Consider the following 18221-nt stretch of genomic DNA (forward strand, 5'->3'; position numbering starts at 1 on the left):
TAGCGCAAATACATACAACATATTGAAACCGGGCGATTGACTTTCGCCCGGTTTCTTTTTTGCGCGAACGCCTTCTTCACGGCGATTCGCCTAACGGCTATTGTGGCGTGATTCGCCACGCGCCCGTTCTCGGCGGAACTTTTTGGGGCGCTTCAGGGCGGTCTTGCAGTCAGGCGGCGGAGAGGAACAAGACATGCCGGGGGAATACCCGCTTTCAGCGGGACAGGCCGTTTCCGGCGGCCGACAGGATTCGCAGATGCCCCTTCCAGGCGGTATGTGGCAGGCCGTGCGCCGGCTCGGCAGCCGTTCGGCCGCAGTCATGCTTGGCGCCACTGCGCTCTGCACGCCTGTCGGATATGCCCATGCCCAGCAGGCCGCCGCCGTCGGCCTGCCCGTCAGCACGGCCGAAGTCATCCAGCTCGCCGTGCTCGTCGGCGTCATGGGAGCGGCGCTCATTTCCGCCATTGCGCTGATCCGCGAGAAGGTACGCATCGCCGCCGAGAACGTCGAGCTGCGCGGCCGCGTCGCCGACCTCAATGCATCGCTGCAGCGTTCGGAGGCCCTGCTCAACCTGCGCGACCAGCGCGTCATCATCTGGGCCAACGAGAACAAGAAGCCGGAGCTGATCGGTTCGCTGCCGATCGAAACAGGCGCGCCGGACGAGCGCGCCGCCTTCCTCGGTTTCGGTCGCTGGCTGATGCCGCGTTCGGCCGCAGCGCTCGAAAATGCCATTGCCGCGTTGCGTGACAAAGGCACTGCCTTCGAACTGGTGGCGGAGACCCATGCCGGTGCGGTCCTCGAAGTCCACGGCCGCAAGAGCGGCGCCCACGTCATCGTCCGCTTTGTCTCGATCTCCGAGGCCCAGCGCGGCCAGGCGCGGCTGACGCTCGACAACCAGCGCCTCAGCGCCGAATACGAAACGCTTGTCGGCCTGATGGACGCCGTCGACATGCCGTTCTGGATGCGCGATTCCGATGGCCGGCTGAAATGGGTCAACAAGGCCTTCGCCAGGGCCGTCGAAGCAGCCGATTCCGCCGCAGCCATCCGCGACGGCAAGGAGTTCCTGGGCACGCAATCGCGCGAAGCGATCGTCCAGCAGCACCTGTCGCGTCCCGTATTCCAGCAGACACTGTCGACCGTCATCGACGGCGACCGTCGCATGTTCGCCGTGACCGACGTTGTCGGCAGGGAAGGTTCGGCCGGCATCGCCACCGACATGAGCGCGGCCGATGCCATCCGCGAAGAGTACAGCCGGGTCGTGCGCAGCCACGCCGACACGCTCGACCAGGTGGCGACCGCCGTTGCCACTTTCGACGCCAGCCAGAAGCTGCGTTTCCACAACAATGCTTTCCAGAAGCTCTGGGAACTCGACGCCGGCTATCTCTCCAGCGCACCCGACAATGCGCTTTTGCTCGACCGCCTGCGCAGCGAACGCAAGCTGCCGGAGCAGCCGGAATGGCGGCGCTGGAAGGAGAGCCTGCTCGGCGCATATCGCGCCGTCGAGCCGCAGGAGCATCTTTGGCATCTGCCCGACGGCCGCACCATCCGCGTCGTCGCCAATCCCCAGCCCAAGGGCGGCGTCACCTGGGTGTTCGAAAACCTGACCGAGAAGATCGACCTCGAAAGCCGCTACACCACGGCGGTGCGTGTCCAGGGTGAAACCCTCGACAATCTCGCCGAAGGCGTCGTCGTTTTCGGCCCCGACGGCCGCATCCGCCTGTTCAATCCGGCCTTCGGCCAGCTCTGGGGTGTGTCGCCCGAGGCCCTCCGGCAGAGCACGCATATTTCGGCGATCCGCGCTGAATGCGACATGCGTGCCGAAGAGAGCCCATGGGCCGATTTCGTCGCCGCCGTCACCGGCTTCGACGAGCGTAGCGACCGCCATGGCCAGACCGAACTCAAGAACGGTTCGGTGCTCCAGCACGCCGTAATCCACCTGCCCAACGGCCAGGTGATGCTGACCTTTGTCGACGTCACCGACGGCGTCAACATGGAGCGCGCGCTCAAGGACAAGAACGAGGCGCTTCAGCGTGCCGACCAGATCAAGAACGAGTTCGTCCAGCACGTTTCGTATGAGCTGCGCTCGCCGCTGACCAACATCATCGGCTTCACCGAGCTTTTGTCGCTGCCCGGTACCGGCCCGCTGTCACAGCGCCAGCGCGAATATGTCGAGCACATCGGTTCGTCCTCGGGCGTGCTTTTGACCATCGTCAATGACATCCTCGATCTCGCAACCGTCGATGCCGGCATCATGCAGCTCGAAATCGCCGAGGTGCGTATCGACCGCGCCATCGAGGCTGCCGCCGAACTTATCGCCGACCGCCTGGAAGAGCACTCGATCAGCCTCGCCATAGATACCGCCAGCGCGCCGAAGAGCTTCAATGGCGACGAGACGCGCGTGCGCCAGATCCTCTACAATCTGCTCAGCAACGCCGTGAACTACGCGCCGTCCGCGAGCACCATCACGCTGGCCTGCCGCCAGCTGGCCGAGGGCGTGGAATTCTCCGTCCATGACGATGGTCCGGGCATGCCTTCGGAGGTGCTCGACACGATGTTCCAGCGCTTCGAATCCCGCGTCAACGGCGGCCGCAAGCGTGGTGCCGGCCTTGGCCTGTCCATCGTCAAAAGCTTCGTCGAGCTGCATGGCGGCACCGTCCGCATCGACAGCGGCAAGGACCGTGGCACCACGGTCGTCTGCCTGTTCCCCGATGCGCCAGCCGGCGTGCGGGTGGCGGCGGAGTAGGCTTCATGGCGGCCAGATCGCTGGAGCGATTCCTGCCTGACGAGGCCGCAACCACGCGGCTGGGCGAAGATCTTGCCATGGCGGTCAAGCCGGGCGACGTGTTGCTGCTCGACGGCGACCTCGGCGCCGGCAAGTCGACGCTGGCGCGCGGCCTGATCCGGGCGCTGGCGGGTGATCCCTGGCATGAAGTGCCGAGCCCGACCTTCACCCTGGTCCAGAGCTACGACACGCCTGTCCCCGTTCATCATTTCGACCTCTACCGCCTGTCTTCTTCCGAGGAGCTCCAGGAACTCGGCTTCGATGAAGCCGTCGCCTCGGGTGTGGCTCTGGTGGAGTGGCCGGAGCGCGCCGCCGGCGCGATGCCCGCTGCCAGCCTGCGGCTCGCTATCGAGCACGAGGGCGATGGCCGCCGCATCATCATCTCGGGCGATGGCCAGGCCTTCGACCGCGTCGCCCGATCGCTCGCCATGCGAGATTTCCTCATCTCAGCCGATTTTGGCGAGGCGCGCCGCGCCCGCTTCACCGGCGACGCCTCGGCGCGGGGCTACGAAACCGTCAGCCCGGAAGGCCGGGCATCACTGGTGCTGATGAACTCGCCAAGGCTGGTACTCGGTCCACCCGTCCGCGACGGCAAGCCCTATGCCGAGATCGCGCACACCGCGCAGACGGTTGCTGCCTTCGTCGCCATCGACCGGGCGCTTGCAGCGGGCGGCGTCACCGTGCCCGGCATCGTCGCACAGGATCTCGACCAGGGCTTTCTGCTGCTCGAACATCTCGGCACCGGCGCTTTCCTCGACCCCGAGGGCAAGCCCATCGCCGAGCGCTATGCCGCGGCGGCTGAACTGCTGGCGATGATTCACGGGAAACACTGGGACGCCCGGCTCGAAGCTGCGCCCGGCGTCGTTCACCAGGTTCCGCCCTTTGACCGCGATGCGATGATGATCGAGGTCGACCTGCTGGTCGACTGGTATGTGCCTGCCGTCACCGGAGCGTCCGCTTCCGAAGCGCTGCGCGACGGCTACCAGACAGCCTGGAACGCCGTCTTCGACCGCCTCGCCGACAAGCAATCTGGGCTGGTGCTGCGCGACTATCACTCGCCCAACATCATCTGGCGCGCCGACAAGAAGGGTTTCGACAGGCTCGGCATCGTCGACTTCCAGGACGCGCTGATCGGCCCGGTCGCCTATGACGTCGCCTCGCTCGGCATGGACGCGCGCGTCACCGTGTCGCCCGAGATCGAGCACGACACGGTCAACGCCTATGTCGCCGCCCGCCACGCCGCCGGCAGCTTCGATGAGGCCGCTTTCCGCGAGGCCTATGCCATCATGGCGGCACAGCGGAACTCCAAGATCCTCGGCATCTTCGTCCGCCTCGACCGGCGTGACGGCAAGCCGCAATATCTGAAGCACCTGCCGCGCATTCGCGACTACCTGCACCGGGCGCTGGCGCATCCGGCATTGGCCGAACTGCGCGACTTCTACCGCGACAACCGCCTGCTCGAGGAATTTGACACGTGAGTGGAGCGAAGATCCCGTCAGTCGCCATGGTTCTCGCAGCCGGTCTCGGCAAGCGCATGCGGCCGATCACCGAGACGATGCCGAAACCGCTGGTGGAGATATCTGGCAAGACCCTGCTCGACTGGGGCCTCGACAGCCTGGCTGTAGCAGGCGTCGAACGGGCCGTGGTCAACGTCCACTATCTGCCCGACCAGATCGTCGCGCATGTCGCGAACCGCAAGCAGCCGCATGTGCTCATCTCCGACGAACGCGACGGCCTGCTGGATTCCGCCGGCGGAATCGTCAAGGCGCTGCCCGAGCTGGGCACAGCTCCGTTCTACATCGTCAATGCCGACACCTTCTGGATTGATGAGGGCGCGCCTAACCTTGCCCGCCTCGCCCTTGCCTGGGACGATGCGCGCATGGATATTCTGATCATGCTCGCGGCTCTCCCTCAGGCGACCGGCCATTCCGGCGGCACCGATTTCCTCGTCGCGTCCGACGGCCGGCTGAGCCGTGCCAAGGGTGCGCCCGAGGGGCTGATCTATGCCGGTGCTGCCATCATCCATCCCCGCATCTTTGAAGGCGCGACCGCCACCCCAGCCTCGCTCAACCGCTATTTCGACCAGGCGATATCGGCCGGGCGCCTGTTCGGCATGCAGATGCAGGGCAGCTGGATCACGGTCGGCACCCCCGATGCCATCGCGCCCGCCGAAGCCGTGGTGAAAAGGGCATTGGCGGGAGCGCAATGAGCGGCCGCGCGTCGCCACGCGTCCTTTCCATCCCGCCCGGCGCTCCCTTCCTGCCGACGCTGGCGGCATCCCTGCTCGACGGCACCCTGATCCCCGACTTCCGCTTCGACGGCGACCCGCTGGCACTGGCCGACGTCACCATCTACGTGCCGACGCGCCGTGCCGCGCGGGCGTTGCGTGGGGTCTTCGTCGACGCCGCCGGCGGCCGCTCGGCCATCCTGCCTGTCATCAAGCCGCTTGGCGAGTTCGACGAGGACGAGGCTGCCTTCGAGGCCGAGGGCGGAGCCGCGCTCGACCTGGCACCGCCGATTTCGTCCATTGACCGCCTGCTGACGCTCGCGCCGCTGGTGCGCGCCTGGAAGCGCCGCCTGCCCGCCCATGTCGCCGCCCTGTTCGAGGAGGAGGTTGTGGTGCCGGCTTCCGCCGCCGACGCTATCTGGCTGGCGCGCGATCTCTCTGGCCTGATGGACGAGATCGAGACCGAAGGTTCCGACTGGGCCAAGCTCGCCGGCCTTGTCTCGGGCGAACTCTCCGGCTGGTGGCAGGTCACGCTCGATTTCCTGTCCATCGTCACTTCGGTCTGGCCCGACCTGCTCGCCGAGCGCGACCAGTCCAACCCCGCCGCCCACCGCAGCGCCCTGATCCGGCTCGAGGCCGAGCGCCTCAGGCGCAACCCGCCGGCAGGTCCGGTCATCGCCGCCGGTTCCACAGGCTCGATTCCGGCCACCGCCGAGCTTTTGGCGGCGATTGCGCGCCTGCCGCGCGGTGCCGTCGTGCTTCCGGGGCTCGATGCCGCGCTCGACGAGGTCGCCTACGATGCGATCACCGCGCCCGACCTCCGCGCTTCGGTGCTCGGCCACCCGCAATACGGCCTGGCCAAGCTGATCGGTAAGATCGGCATCCTGCGCCGCGACGTCGAAGAACTGGGTGTCCCGTCGCCGGCGCTGGTGCGCCGCGCTGCAATCGTCGGCGAAGCGCTGCGCCCGGCCGAAACCACCGACGCCTGGGCCGAAAAGCGCGGCAGCGTCAGCGATGCCGAAATCGCCGACGCACTCGCCGGGGTCACTCTGCTCGAAGCAGCCCACGAGCGCGACGAGGCTGCGGCGATTGCCATCGCGTTGCGCGAGGCGGTCGCACAGGAAGGCCATCGCGCCGCCCTCGTCACTTCCGACCGCAACCTCGCTCGCCGCGTTGCCGCCGAACTGCGTCGCTTCGGCATCCAAGCCGACGATTCCGGCGGCGTGCCGCTGGCCAACACCCCGCCGGCCGCCCTGTTGCGTACCATGGTCGAGGCGGCCATCCGCCCCGGCGATCCCGTCGCCGTGCTGTCGCTGCTCAAGCACCCGCTGCTGCGGCTCGGGCTAGAGCGCCACGTCGTCAGGCGGGCCGCCGAGACCATCGAACTGGTGGTGCTGCGTGGCGGCGTCGGCCGACCCGATGTCGCCCGGCTCGCCGAAGATTTCGACGCGCGCCTCACCGGCATCGGCGATGCGTCGCGCAAGCCTTTCTGGTTCGACCGCATCAACGCCCGGCGCATCGAGGAGGCGCGCGACGTTGCGGTCAGGCTGGTCGCCGCAGTTGCGCCGCTCGCCGCCCTTCGTGGCGACGAGGCCATCGAGCTCGGCATGGTCGTGCGCGCCACCGTCGAGGCGTTCGAAAATCTCGGCCGAGACGAGCTTGGCGGACTGGCAACCCTCTATGACGGCGATGCCGGCGCCAAGCTGGCAGAATCGCTGCGCGGGCTGGTCTCGGCCCAGGCGAGCTTCAGCTTCGCCGTAGCCGAATGGCCAGACGTGCTCGACGCGCTCGTCGCCCCCGACGCGGTCAAGCCGTCGCAAGGTGCCGACCGGGCCATATCGATCTGGGGTGCGCTCGAAGCGCGTCTGCAGACGGTCGACACGCTGGTCATCGGCGCGCTCAACGAGGGCAGCTGGCCGCGCAAGGCCGAGGCCGACCGCTTCATGTCACGCGTCATGAAGACGGGCATCGATCTCGAACCGCCGGAGCGCCGCATCGGCCTCGCCGCCCACGATTTCCAGATGGCGATGGGCGCCAGGAACGTGGTGCTGTCGCGCTCGGCCCGCTCGGGCGATGCACCTGCAGTGCCGTCGCGCTGGCTGCAGCGCCTGCTGACCTATGTCGGCCCCGACCACGCCGCCGTGCTGCGCAAGCGTGGTGCTACGCTGCTCGGCTGGGCGCGCCAGCTCGACGCCGGCGAGAAGACCGACTTCGCCGCCCGCCCGGACCCCAAGCCGCCCGTCGCGGTGCGGCCGCGCCGCTTCTCGGTCACCGAGATCGAGACGCTGCGCCGTGATCCCTATGCGGTCTATGCGCGCCGCATCCTGAGGCTGATGCCGGTCGACCCGCTGGTTCGCGATCCCGGTGCCGCCGAGCGCGGCACGCTGTTCCATGACATCTTGCACCTGTTTTCGGCAACGGTGGGCGATCCGCGCGCACCGCAGGCGCTCGACGTGCTCATCGCCGCCGGTCGCCACTGCTTTGCCGAGGCTGCCTTGCCCGCCGATGTCGAGGCGGTCTGGTGGCCGCGCTTCGAGCGCATGGCCGAAGGCATCCTCGAATGGGAGCGCAGCCGCGCGGCCGCCGTCGCCAGCCGCCATGCTGAAGAAAGTGCTTCCGCCACCGAGGTCGGCCGGACCGGCGTCACGCTGTCCGGCCGCGCCGACCGCATCGACCTGCTCGCCGGCGGCATGGCCGACATCATCGACTACAAGACCGGCTCGTCGCCGTCCAAGGCGCAGGCCCACACTCTGATCGCGCCGCAGCTGGCGCTCGAAGGCGCCCTGCTTCGGCGTGGCGCCTTCCGCGAACTCGGCAAGCGCGAACCGTCGCAGCTCGCCTTCGTCCGTCTGAAGCCCAATGGCGAGGTGTTCGAGGAATCGATCCTCGAACACAACCGCAAGCCCAAGTCGGCGGCGGAGCTTTCGGAAGAGGCCTGGACGCGGCTGGAGCAGCTGCTCCAGCATTACGACGATCCCGCCACCGGCTATCTTTCGCGCGCACTGCCCTTCCGCGAGGGCGAAACCGACGGCGACTACGACCATCTCGCCCGTGTCCTCGAATGGTCGGCTGGCGGCGACGGCGGCTCGGAGGGCGAGGAATGAAGAAGAAGTTCTTCGTCCCCCAGGAAACCGCCGACCGGCAGGCCCGCGCCTCCGATCCCGGCAACTCCGTCTGGGTGTCGGCCAATGCCGGCTCGGGCAAGACCCACGTGCTGTCGCAGCGCGTCATGCGGCTGCTGCTGCGCGGCACAGACCCGTCGAAGATCCTGTGTTTGACCTATACGCGCGCCGCCGCCGCCAACATGTCGAACCGCGTCTTCGCCAATCTGTCCGAGTGGACCATGCTGCCCGACGTAGAGCTGGCCGAGCGCATCACGGCCCTCGACGGCGCGCGGCCTGACCGGGCCATGCTGCGCCGGGCGCGCCGCCTCTTCGCCGAGGCGCTGGAAACGCCGGGCGGCCTCAAGATCCAGACCATCCACGCCTTCTGCGAGTCGGTGCTGCACCAGTTCCCGCTCGAGGCCAACATCGCCGCCCATTTCGAGATGCTCGATCCGCAGATGGAGGCGACGCTGTTCGCCACCGCACGGCGCGAGATGGTGACGGGCGGCGCGGCCAATCCCGAACTCGCCGAAGCCTTCGCCATGGTGCTAGAACGCGGCGGCGAGGCCGGCCTCGATGCGCTGCTTTCCGAGATCGTCGCCAAGCGCGACGGCCTGCGCGCCTTTATCGGCCAGATCATGGACTTTGCCTGGCCGTTCGGAGCGCTCTACGAAGAGTTCGGTTTCGCACAGGGCGACAGCGCCGAAGCCATAGCCAGCTCGATCTGGCCGCTGCCCGGCTTCGAGCCCGCCTTCTTCAACGCCTTTGCCGCGGCGGCCGACGCCACCGACGCGCGCAGCGTGCTCAACAACATCCTGCCCTATGCCAGGCTGGCCTATGCCGAACCCGACCCGATCCGGCGCCTTGGGCTGCTGGCCGATGCCTTCCTCAAGGCCGACGGCGATCCCTACACGCAGAGCGCTTTCAAGAAGGCGCTGCTCGACCGTCTGCCCGACCTGCCCGAGCGTTACCAGGCGACTTCGGATGCGATCATGCACGCCTCCGACCGACTCGCCCATTTCCGCATGCTGGAGGCGACGCGCGCCGCACTCACCATCGCCGACTGGCTGATCGCCCGCTACGAGCGGCTGAAGACGGGCCGTGGCTTCCTCGACTTCAACGACCTCATCACCCGCACGGTCAACCTGCTCGCCCGCCCCGATGCCGGACCCTGGGTCCAGTACAAGCTCGACAAGGGCATCGACCATATCCTGCTTGACGAGGCCCAGGACACCAGCCCCGACCAGTGGGAGGTGGTGAAGCGCCTGGCCGAGGAATTCTTCGCCGGCTCCGGCGCGCGCGACCATGTCCACCGCACTGTTTTCGCCGTCGGCGACGAGAAGCAGTCGATCTACTCGTTCCAGGGCGCGGCACCCGAATCCTTCGACGATTCGAAGCACGAATTCGCCACCCGTATCCGGGCCGCCGAGGCACGCTTCGAGGATGTCACGCTGACCTGGTCGTTCCGTTCCACCGACGACGTGCTGTCAGCCGTCGACCGCGTGTTCGAGGATCCGACTGTGCGTCGCGGCGTCACCCGCGCGCCGGCGCCGCCGAGCCACAAGGCCATCCGCGCCGGCGCCCCCGGCTATGTCGAGGTCTGGCCTTCTGTCGGCACCGATGTGGTCGACGAGCCTGACGACTGGCGCAAGCCCATCGACCATGCCCACGCGCCCGCCGTGGTGGTGGCCGAGCAGGTGGCGGCGACGATCCGCAAATGGCTCGACGACGGCGAGATCGTCGAAGGCACCGGCAAGCGGCTGCGCGCCGGCGACGTCATGGTGCTGGTGCGCAAGCGCGACCGCTTCGTCCATGCGCTCTCCCGCGCCCTCAAGCGCCGCGACATCCCCGTCGCCGGTGCCGACCGGCTCAGCCTGCCCGGCCACATCGCGGTCAAGGATCTGATTGCGCTCGGCCGTTTCCTCATCCAGCCCGAGGACGATCTGTCCCTCGCCGCCGTGCTGCGCAGCCCCATCTTTGGCTTCTCCGAGGAGGCGCTGTTTGCGCTCGCTTCGGGCCGCCCCGGCAGCCGTTCGCTGGTTGCCTCGCTGCGCACTGCGGCCGAAACGGATGCGGTGCTGAAATCGGTCGCCGAACAGCTCGATGTCTGGGCCAACGAAGCCGCGTTCCGGCCGGTCTTCGAGTTCTATTCAGGCGTTCTCTCGGGCGGCCGCGATCGCGACGGCGTGCGCAAGAAGATGATCTCGCGCCTCGGCCAGGAAGCCGGCGACATTCTCGACGAGTTCCTCAACTTCTGCCTGGCGGAAGAGCGCACCGGCCTGCCCGGGCTCGAAGCCTTCCTGTCGACGCTGGAAAACGCCGGCCCCGAGATCAAGCGCGAGATGGACCAGACCCGCGACGAGGTCCGCATCATGACGGCGCACGCCGCCAAGGGGCTGGAGGCGACTGTGGTGTTCCTCGTCGACAGCGGCTCGGCGCCGTTCAGTGACCAGCACCTGCCACGGCTCATGCCGTTCCTGCCGAAGGCCAGGCACTGGCACGGCAAGGGTTACCTCTGGCGCGCCGGCGCCGATGTCGCCAACGCCTTCTCCAAGGGTGCTGCCTTGACCGCCCGCGAACTGGCCGACGACGAGTATCGCCGCCTGCTCTATGTCGGCATGACCCGCGCCGAGGATCGCCTCATCGTCTGCGGCTATCATGGCAAGCGCGCGCCGGGCGGCAACACCTGGCATTCGATCGTCTCGCGGGCACTTTCGGCCGCACCCGAGAGCGAGCTGCGCGACCATCCCGTCGTCGCCGATCTCAAGGTCCATCGTTTCCGCGTAACGCCCTTGTCGGGTGCGCCAGAAATAGCGCCTGAGCGCGAGGCAGCCGGGTTGGCCGCCCCGGCGCCGCTGCCGGGCAGCCTGTTCGACCGGCCGCCACCCCTGGAGGACCTGCCGCGGCCGCTGTCGCCGTCAGGTGCCTCAGCGCTGATCGAGGAAATCGAGGAGCCTGTCATCTCGGGCCGTTCGCCGGTGCTGGATGCCGATGGCGAGCCCGCCTTTGCCATCGCCCGCGGCTCGGCGCTGCACCGGCTGCTGCAGATGCTGCCGCGCCTCGATCCTGCGGAGCGGCGCCAGGCCGCCGAACGCTATCTCGCCCGTGCCGGCAGGGGCTGGGATGAAGTGCAGCGAAGCTCGGCTCTCGCCTCGGTGTTCTCCGTTCTCGATGACCGTGATTTCGCGCCGCTGTTTGCGCCTTCGTCGCGTGCCGAGGTGGCGATCATGGGCAGCCTCGACGTTCGCGGCAAACCGCGCTCGGTGTCAGGCAAGATCGACCGGCTGGCGGTCACCGATGACGAGGTTTTGATCGTCGACTACAAGACCAACGCCTCGCCGCCGGCCTCGCTCGACGAGGTGCCCCATGCCTATGTCGTGCAGCTTGCGCTCTACCGGGCGCTGCTCCAGCCGCTCTATCCCGGCAAGGACGTTTCGGCCGCCTTGCTGTTCACCGAGGCGCCGCGGCTGATCCCGTTGCCCCCTGCTGCCATGGACGCCGCCCTTGTTCGACTCACCCAAGCGTGACACAACGGGTGCTTGACCAAGGGTCCGCGCACTACCACATATGGCGCGACAGCTAACCGCAAGAGGATCGGCATCATGGCCACCGTCAAGATCGACAACAGCAATTTCAAGACCGGCGTGCTCGAGGCCAAGGAGCCCGTCGTGGTCGATTTCTGGGCCGAATGGTGCGGTCCCTGCAAGATGATCGGTCCGTCACTGGAAGAGATTTCCAACGAGCTCGCCGGCAAGGTGAAGATCACCAAGGTCAACATCGACGAGAATCCCGAGATCGCCGCCCAGTTTGGCGTGCGCTCGATCCCGACGCTGATGATCTTCAAGGATGGCGAAGTGGCCGACATCAAGGTTGGCGCCGCTCCCAAGACCGCCCTTTCGCACTGGATCGCCGGCAACGTCTGAGCCGAATCAGTCTGGATACGAAAAAGCCCGGCACTGCCGGGCTTTTTTGTTGGGTCGTCTCGACAATATCAGGTCAGGTCAGGTCAGGTCGGCGGCGTGCCGTTCGCGGCCAACACCTCGCCGACGAGATAGAGCGAGCCGCCGATCAGGATGCGTGGCGCCGGCTCGTCCTCGTTCCAGGTATCGCGCAACAGCATCAGCGCGTTGGCGACCGAGCTGACCGGCTCGGCTGAAAGCCCGGCTTCCGTAGCACGCACCGCCAGTTCCTCATTGGGCACGCCGCTCTCGCTCATCGTCACCGGCACGGTGTAGACATGGCGTGCCATGCCGTGGAACGGACGGAAATAGCCGGCCTGGTCCTTGGTGTTGATCATGCCGGAGATCAGGAAAAGCGGCCGCGGGGATTTTTCTTCCTGCTCGGCAAGCGCTTCGGCGATCACGGTGCCGGCGCCGGGATTGTGGCCGCCGTCGATCCAGACTTCAGCACCTTTCGGAGCCAGCTCGGTCAGCGCGCCCTGTGGCATGCGTTGCATCCGCCCCGGCCACGCCACCGACGTCATCGCCTTGTCGATGGCACGTTCGGTGAGGGGGAAGCCTGCTGCCTTGACCGCGGCAATGGCCGCAGCGGCGTTGGCAAACTGGTGGCGCCCCGGCAGCCGTGGCGGCGAAAGGTCCATCAGCCCGCTTTCGTCCTGGTAGACCATGCGGCCGTTTTCCTCGAAGGCGACGAAATCCTGGCCGTAGACCTCGAGCGGGCAGTTCAGCCGCTCGGCGGTGTCGATCAGCACCTGCTGTGCCGCTTCGGTTTCCTGGGCGCCGATGACGACCGGGCAGCCGCGCTTGATGATGCCGGCCTTTTCGGCGGCGATCAGCTCGACCTTGTCGCCGAGATAGGCCTCGTGATCCATAGACACCGGCATGATGACCGAGCACGCCGGCCGCTTGATGACGTTGGTCGCGTCGAAGCGCCCGCCGAGCCCTACCTCGATGATGCAGACGTCGGCCGGATGTTCGGAAAACAGGACGAAGGTGACGGCGGTGAGGATCTCGAAGACGGTGATCTTCTCGCCGCGATTGGCTTCGCCGACGCGTCGGACCGCATCGGCCAGCACGTCGTCGGCGACCAGCTTGCCGCCGCCGGGTGCGGCAAGGCGATAGCGCTCGTGCCAGTTCACCAGATGCGGCGAGGTGTGGACGTGGACCAGCCGGCCGGAGGCCTCGAGCAGCGCGCGTGAAAACGCGGCGGTCGAGCCCTTGCCGTTGGTGCCGGCGATGTGGATCACCGGCGGCATGTGGTCCTGCGGATTGCCGAGGCGTTCGAGCAGCCGCGTGATGCGGTCGAGCGAAAGGTCGAAACCCTTCGGATGCAGCGCCAAAAGGCGCTCGATTTCGAGATCGGCTTCGAGCGTGGTCATGGCAAATTCCCCGGGGCCAAGGGCCGTGTCTGTGTGGTCAGGCCTGCGGGCGTCGTTCCGGAACCGGCACGACAGGCGGCAGGATCTCGGCCTCGGTGGTCTTGGCCGCAACCGGCGCCTTGGTCAGGATCTTGAGCAGGTTGGCGATCGTGGACTTGAGCTCGAGCCGCGACACCACCATGTCGACCATGCCGTGGTCCATCAGGTATTCCGAGCGCTGGAAGCCCTCGGGCAGCTTCTCGCGGATCGTCTGCTCGATGACGCGCGGGCCGGCGAAGCCGATCAGCGCACCGGGTTCTGCGATATGCACGTCGCCCAGCATCGCATAGGACGCGGTCACGCCGCCGGTCGTCGGGTTGGTCAGCACCACGATATAGGGCAGGCCGGCTTCCTTGAGGCGGTCGACCGCCACCGTCGTCCTGGGGAGCTGCATCAAGGACAAAATGCCTTCCTGCATGCGCGCGCCGCCCGAGGCGGCAAACAAGATCAGCGGGCGCTTCTTCTCGAGTGCGACCTCGAAGGCGCGGATGATCGCGTCGCCCGCCGCCATGCCGAGCGAACCGCCCATGAAGGCGAAGTCCTGCACGGTGACGACGACGGGAAGGCCCTCGATCTTGCCGGATCCCGACAGGATCGCGTCTTCCATGCCGGTCTTGGCCTTGGCATCCTTCAGGCGGTCGACATAGCGTTTCTCGTCGCGGAATTTCAGCGGGTCGGTGACGACTTTCGGATTGTCGATCTGTTCATAGCGACCGTCGTCGAAGAAGAAGCGCAGCCGTTCCTTGGCCGAGATCTTCATGTGATGGCCCGACGACGGGATCACATACTGGTTCTCTTCAAGGTCCTTGTGGAACACCATCTCGCCGCTCTCGGGATCCTTGATCCAGAGATTGTCGGGTATCTCGCGGCGGCCCAGCATCGAGTTGATCTTGGGGCGGACGTAGTTGGTAATCCAGTTCATGACAGCGGTCCTCTTCGTCCCGGGGACATGGGGTATTTATTGGGCGGTAGCAAGGCGTGCAGCACGAATGCCCTGGGACAAGCCGTTGACCAGCGTTGCGACAGCCTCGGCCGGATCGGCGGTTTTCTCGCCCTTCGGCCCGATGACATTGGCAACCGCATTGACGATCGCGGTACCGACGACCACGCCGTCGGCCGATGCGCCGATGGTCTTCGCCTGCTCGGCGGTCTTGACGCCAAAGCCGACGCAGACCGGCAGGTCGGTATGGGCCTTGATGCGCTGCACCGCTTCGGCCACCTTGCTCGTGTCGGCCAGCGCCGAACCGGTGATGCCGGTCATCGACACGTAATAGACGAAGCCTGATGTGTTCTCGAGCACCTTGGGCAGGCGCTTGTCGTCGGTCGTCGGGGTCGCCAGGCGGATGAAGTTGATGCCGGCCTTGAGTGCGGGGATGCACAGTTCGGCATCCATCTCCGGCGGCAGGTCGACGACGATCAGCCCGTCGATGCCGGAGGCGATTGCATCCTCGAGAAAGCGGTCGACACCGTAGATGTAGATCGGGTTGTAGTAGCCCATCATGACGATCGGCGTCTCGTTGTCGTCCTGGCGGAACTCGCGCGCCATCTGAAGCGTCTTGCCCAGCGTCTGGCCGGCCTTCAGCGCGCGCAGGCCGGCGGCCTGGATCGCCGGGCCGTCGGCCATCGGGTCGGAAAACGGCATGCCAAGCTCGATGATGTCGCTGCCGGCCTTGGGCAGCGACATCATGATCGACAGCGACGTCTCGTAGTCCGGGTCGCCGCCCATGAAATAGGTCACGAGTGCGGGACGGCCTTCGGCCTTGAGCTTCGCCATGCGGCGGTCGATGCGGGTCGTCATGATCAGATCTCCATGCCCAGCATTTGTGCGACCGTATGCACGTCCTTGTCGCCGCGGCCTGACAGGTTGACGATCATCACCTTGTCCTTGCCCATGGTCGGCGCGACCTTGACGGCATGCGCGATGGCATGGGCCGATTCCAGCGCCGGGATGATGCCTTCCACCTTGGTGGTGAGCTGGAACGCGTCCAGCGCCTCGTCGTCGAGGATCGGCACGTATTCGACGCGGCCGGCGTCGCGTAGCCAGCTATGTTCGGGGCCGACGCCGGGGTAGTCGAGGCCTGCCGAGATCGAATGACCGTCGAGGATCTGGCCGTCGGCGTTCTGCAACAGATAGGTGCGGTTGCCGTGCAGCACGCCCGGGCTGCCGGCGTTCATCGAGGCGCAGTGCTCGATGCCGTCGAGCCCGCGACCGCCGGCTTCGATGCCGACGATCTTGACGCTGCGGTCGTCAAGGAAGGGGTGGAACAGACCAATCGCATTCGAGCCGCCGCCGACGGCGGCCACGATCACGTCGGGCAGGCGTCCCTCTTGCTCGAGGATCTGGGCGCGCGCCTCGGTGCCGATCACCGACTGGAAGTCGCGGACCAGTTCGGGATAGGGATGCGGGCCGGCGGCCGTGCCGATCAGGTAATAGGTGTCGTGCACGTTGGTGACCCAGTCGCGCAGCGCCTCGTTCATGGCGTCCTTGAGCGTGCCGTGCCCGGCGTTGACGGGCCGAACCTCGGCGCCGAGCAATTTCATCCGGAAGACGTTGGGCTTCTGCCGCTCGACGTCGGTGGCGCCCATGTAGACGAAGCACGGGAAGCCGAAGCGGGCAGCGACCGTCGCCGATGCGACGCCATGCTGGCCGGCGCCGGTTTCGGCGATGATGCGGGTCTTGCCCATGCGCTTGGCAAGCAGGATCTGGCCGAGGCAATTGTTGATCTTGTGCGAGCCGGTGTGGTTGAGGTCTTCGCGCTTGAAGTAGATCTTCGCGCCGCCCAAATGCCGGGTCAGGCCTTCGGCATAATAGAGCTTGGAGGGCCGCCCGGCATAATGGGTCGACAGGTCGTTCAGCTCCGCCTTGAAGGCCGGATCGTTCTTGGCCTCGTCCCAGTGACGCTGCAGTTCGAGGATCAGCGGCATCAGCGTTTCGGCAACGAACCGTCCGCCGAAAATGCCGAACATGCCCTGCTCGTCGGGTCCGGTACGGAAAGAATTGGGCTCAGTCGGCTTGTTCACGGCCGATCTCCTTGCGGCTGGAGGCTCGATCAGGCGGCGCTGCGGTCGCTAGCTGCCCTGACGGCCCTGAAGAAATTCTCGATAAGCGCCGCATCCTTGACGCCCGGTGCGCTTTCCACGCCCGAGGAAATGTCGATGCCGGGCGGGTTTGCGAGCTTGATGGCGTCGCCGATGTTGACGGCGTTCAGCCCACCCGAAAGCATGTAATCGACGGAGGCGTCAAGGCCCGCGAGCAGCCGCCAGTCGAACGAGACGCCGTTGCCGCCGGGCAATTCGGAGCCGGCGGGCGGCTTGGCGTCGAAAAGCAGGCGGTCGGCGACACCGGCATAAGGTGCGATCGCCTCGAAATCGGCTGCCTCGCGAATGGAGAAAGCCTTCATCACGGGCAGGCCGTAGCGCGCCTTGACCTCGGCCACCCGCGCCGGGCTTTCCTTGCCGTGCAGCTGGATCATGTCGGGCGCCATGGCGGCGACGATCTCGTCGAGGAAGGCATCGTCGGCATCGACGGTCACGGCGACCGCCTTGGCCCTGCCGCGCGCTGCCTCGCGCAGCCGTCCGGCGTCTTCGGGCGACACGTTGCGCGGGCTCTTGGCGAAGAAGATGAAGCCGACATGGCTCGCGCCATTGTCGAGCGCAGTTGCCAGCGCCTCATCGGTCTTGAGGCCGCAGATTTTGATGTCGAAAGCCATGGCTGGGGAGTGGCACGAAAAGGCGGCGAAGTCGAGGAAAAGAGCGAATGCCTTACCCTCCCCCTAGTGGGGAGGGTCGGACCGCAGGTCCGGGGTGGGGGTAGTGAGGCGTACGGCCGGTTATAAGCAAGTCGTCCTTTGACCCCACCCCGCCGCTTCGCGTCGACCCTCCCCACTAGGGGGAGGGTAAGCCGCTCATTCGAACTGTATCGCCTGCAGCGCACCGCCATTGCGCTTGAGCCAGGCCTTGCAGCGCTCGGTGTCGGGGCAAAGCTCCTCGCACAGCTTCCAGAATTTCGGGCCGTGGTTCATTTCGCGCAGATGCGCCACCTCGTGGGCGACGAGGTAGTTGATCACCGGCGCCGGCGCCATCATGATCCGCCATGAGAACGACAGGGTTCCGTCCGAGGTGCACGAGCCCCAGCGGCTCGACGTGTCGCGGAAGCGGATCGCCTTGGCGCGGCGGCCGGCGGCCTCGCAGTGCTTTGCCACCATCGCCTCGATGTCGCGCTTGGCTTCGCGCTTGAGGAAGTCTGCGACGCGTCGCGCCAGATGCGTGCGGTCGCCATGAACGACAAGCGTCGGTCCGCTTTCGTCCTGCGACTGGCGCACCGTTCCGCGCGTTCCGCCCTCGTGGACGATCAGATGCGGGGTGCCGCGGATCGGGATCTTGATGCCCGGGCGCACCTGCGGCCTGTCAGGCACCTTGGCGAGGCGCTGTTCCAGCCAGCCCTGGTGGCGGTCGAGAAACCGGTCGACCTCGCCCTGGCGCAGGCCGGGCGGCACGGTGATGCGCAGGCCGCGGCCGCCGGCGTCGATGCGCAGCGTCAGCCGCCGCGCCCGGTCGTTCTCGACGATCCTGAGCGGCAGCGTGCGGCCCGCGACGACATGATCCCGCTCCTGGACGGGGGCAGGCGCTGGTTTTGTCAGCTTGCGGAAGAAGCCAAAGGACATGGGGCGAGACTAGATGATTCGAGGGAAATCGGAGCAAAAGAAAACGGCGCCGCATGCACGGCGCCGT

The 18221-nt window shown here is 66.8% G+C and carries 12 protein-coding genes; 6 read left to right on the forward strand and 6 right to left on the reverse strand.

Annotated elements, in window-relative coordinates:
• Positions 1–193: 193 nt before the first annotated feature.
• The 6 genes from WHT83_RS04405 to trxA all read left to right on the forward strand — a co-directional run bounded on the left by WHT83_RS04405 (position 194) and on the right by trxA (position 12036).
• Positions 194–2743, forward strand: coding sequence for an ATP-binding protein (locus WHT83_RS04405; RefSeq protein ID WP_406873073.1), 2550 nt, complete (start codon positions 194–196; stop codon positions 2741–2743).
• Between the two features lie 5 nt (positions 2744–2748).
• Entirely contained in the window at positions 2749–4260 is a 1512-nt protein-coding gene (gene tsaE / locus WHT83_RS04410) for a tRNA (adenosine(37)-N6)-threonylcarbamoyltransferase complex ATPase subunit type 1 TsaE (protein ID WP_406873074.1), read from the forward strand.
• Between the two features lie 26 nt (positions 4261–4286).
• Positions 4287–4991: a nucleotidyltransferase family protein gene (locus tag WHT83_RS04415; protein ID WP_406873926.1), complete on the forward strand. Its 705-nt coding sequence runs from the start codon at positions 4287–4289 to the stop codon at positions 4989–4991.
• On the forward strand, positions 4988–8113 hold the full coding sequence (gene addB, locus WHT83_RS04420; RefSeq protein WP_183263301.1) for a double-strand break repair protein AddB: 3126 nt from the start codon (positions 4988–4990) through the stop codon (positions 8111–8113). Before WHT83_RS04415 ends, addB begins: the two co-directional genes overlap by 4 nt.
• Entirely contained in the window at positions 8110–11640 is a 3531-nt protein-coding gene (addA, locus tag WHT83_RS04425) for a double-strand break repair helicase AddA (protein ID WP_406873075.1), read from the forward strand. Before addB ends, addA begins: the two co-directional genes overlap by 4 nt.
• Positions 11641–11715: 75 nt before the next feature.
• A complete protein-coding gene (gene trxA / locus WHT83_RS04430) occupies positions 11716–12036 on the forward strand; it encodes a thioredoxin (RefSeq protein WP_108606125.1) in 321 nt (106 codons plus the stop codon).
• Between the two features lie 83 nt (positions 12037–12119).
• On the opposite strand, the gene WHT83_RS04435 is transcribed toward trxA, so the two are convergent.
• From WHT83_RS04435 to WHT83_RS04460, 6 genes are all read right to left on the reverse strand, one after another.
• Entirely contained in the window at positions 12120–13451 is a 1332-nt protein-coding gene (locus tag WHT83_RS04435; protein ID WP_406873076.1) for a bifunctional folylpolyglutamate synthase/dihydrofolate synthase, read from the reverse strand.
• A 37-nt stretch (positions 13452–13488) separates the two neighbouring features.
• Positions 13489–14412, reverse strand: a complete 924-nt coding sequence (accD, locus tag WHT83_RS04440; protein ID WP_318763120.1) for an acetyl-CoA carboxylase, carboxyltransferase subunit beta — start codon at positions 14410–14412, stop codon at positions 13489–13491.
• 36 nt (positions 14413–14448) lie between these two features.
• On the reverse strand, positions 14449–15288 hold the full coding sequence (trpA, locus tag WHT83_RS04445; protein WP_406873077.1) for a tryptophan synthase subunit alpha: 840 nt from the start codon (positions 15286–15288) through the stop codon (positions 14449–14451).
• 2 nt (positions 15289–15290) lie between these two features.
• A complete protein-coding gene (trpB, locus tag WHT83_RS04450) occupies positions 15291–16511 on the reverse strand; it encodes a tryptophan synthase subunit beta (RefSeq protein WP_406873078.1) in 1221 nt (406 codons plus the stop codon).
• Positions 16512–16540: 29 nt separating this feature from the next.
• A complete protein-coding gene (locus tag WHT83_RS04455; protein WP_183263296.1) occupies positions 16541–17200 on the reverse strand; it encodes a phosphoribosylanthranilate isomerase in 660 nt (219 codons plus the stop codon).
• 195 nt (positions 17201–17395) lie between these two features.
• Complete coding sequence (locus WHT83_RS04460) at positions 17396–18154, reverse strand: M48 family metallopeptidase (RefSeq protein WP_108606119.1); 759 nt, start codon at positions 18152–18154, stop codon at positions 17396–17398.
• Between the last annotated feature and the right edge of the window lie 67 nt (positions 18155–18221).

This window comes from Aminobacter sp. P9b (assembly GCF_045345995.1).
GTDB classification, from domain to species: domain Bacteria; phylum Pseudomonadota; class Alphaproteobacteria; order Rhizobiales; family Rhizobiaceae; genus Aminobacter; species Aminobacter niigataensis.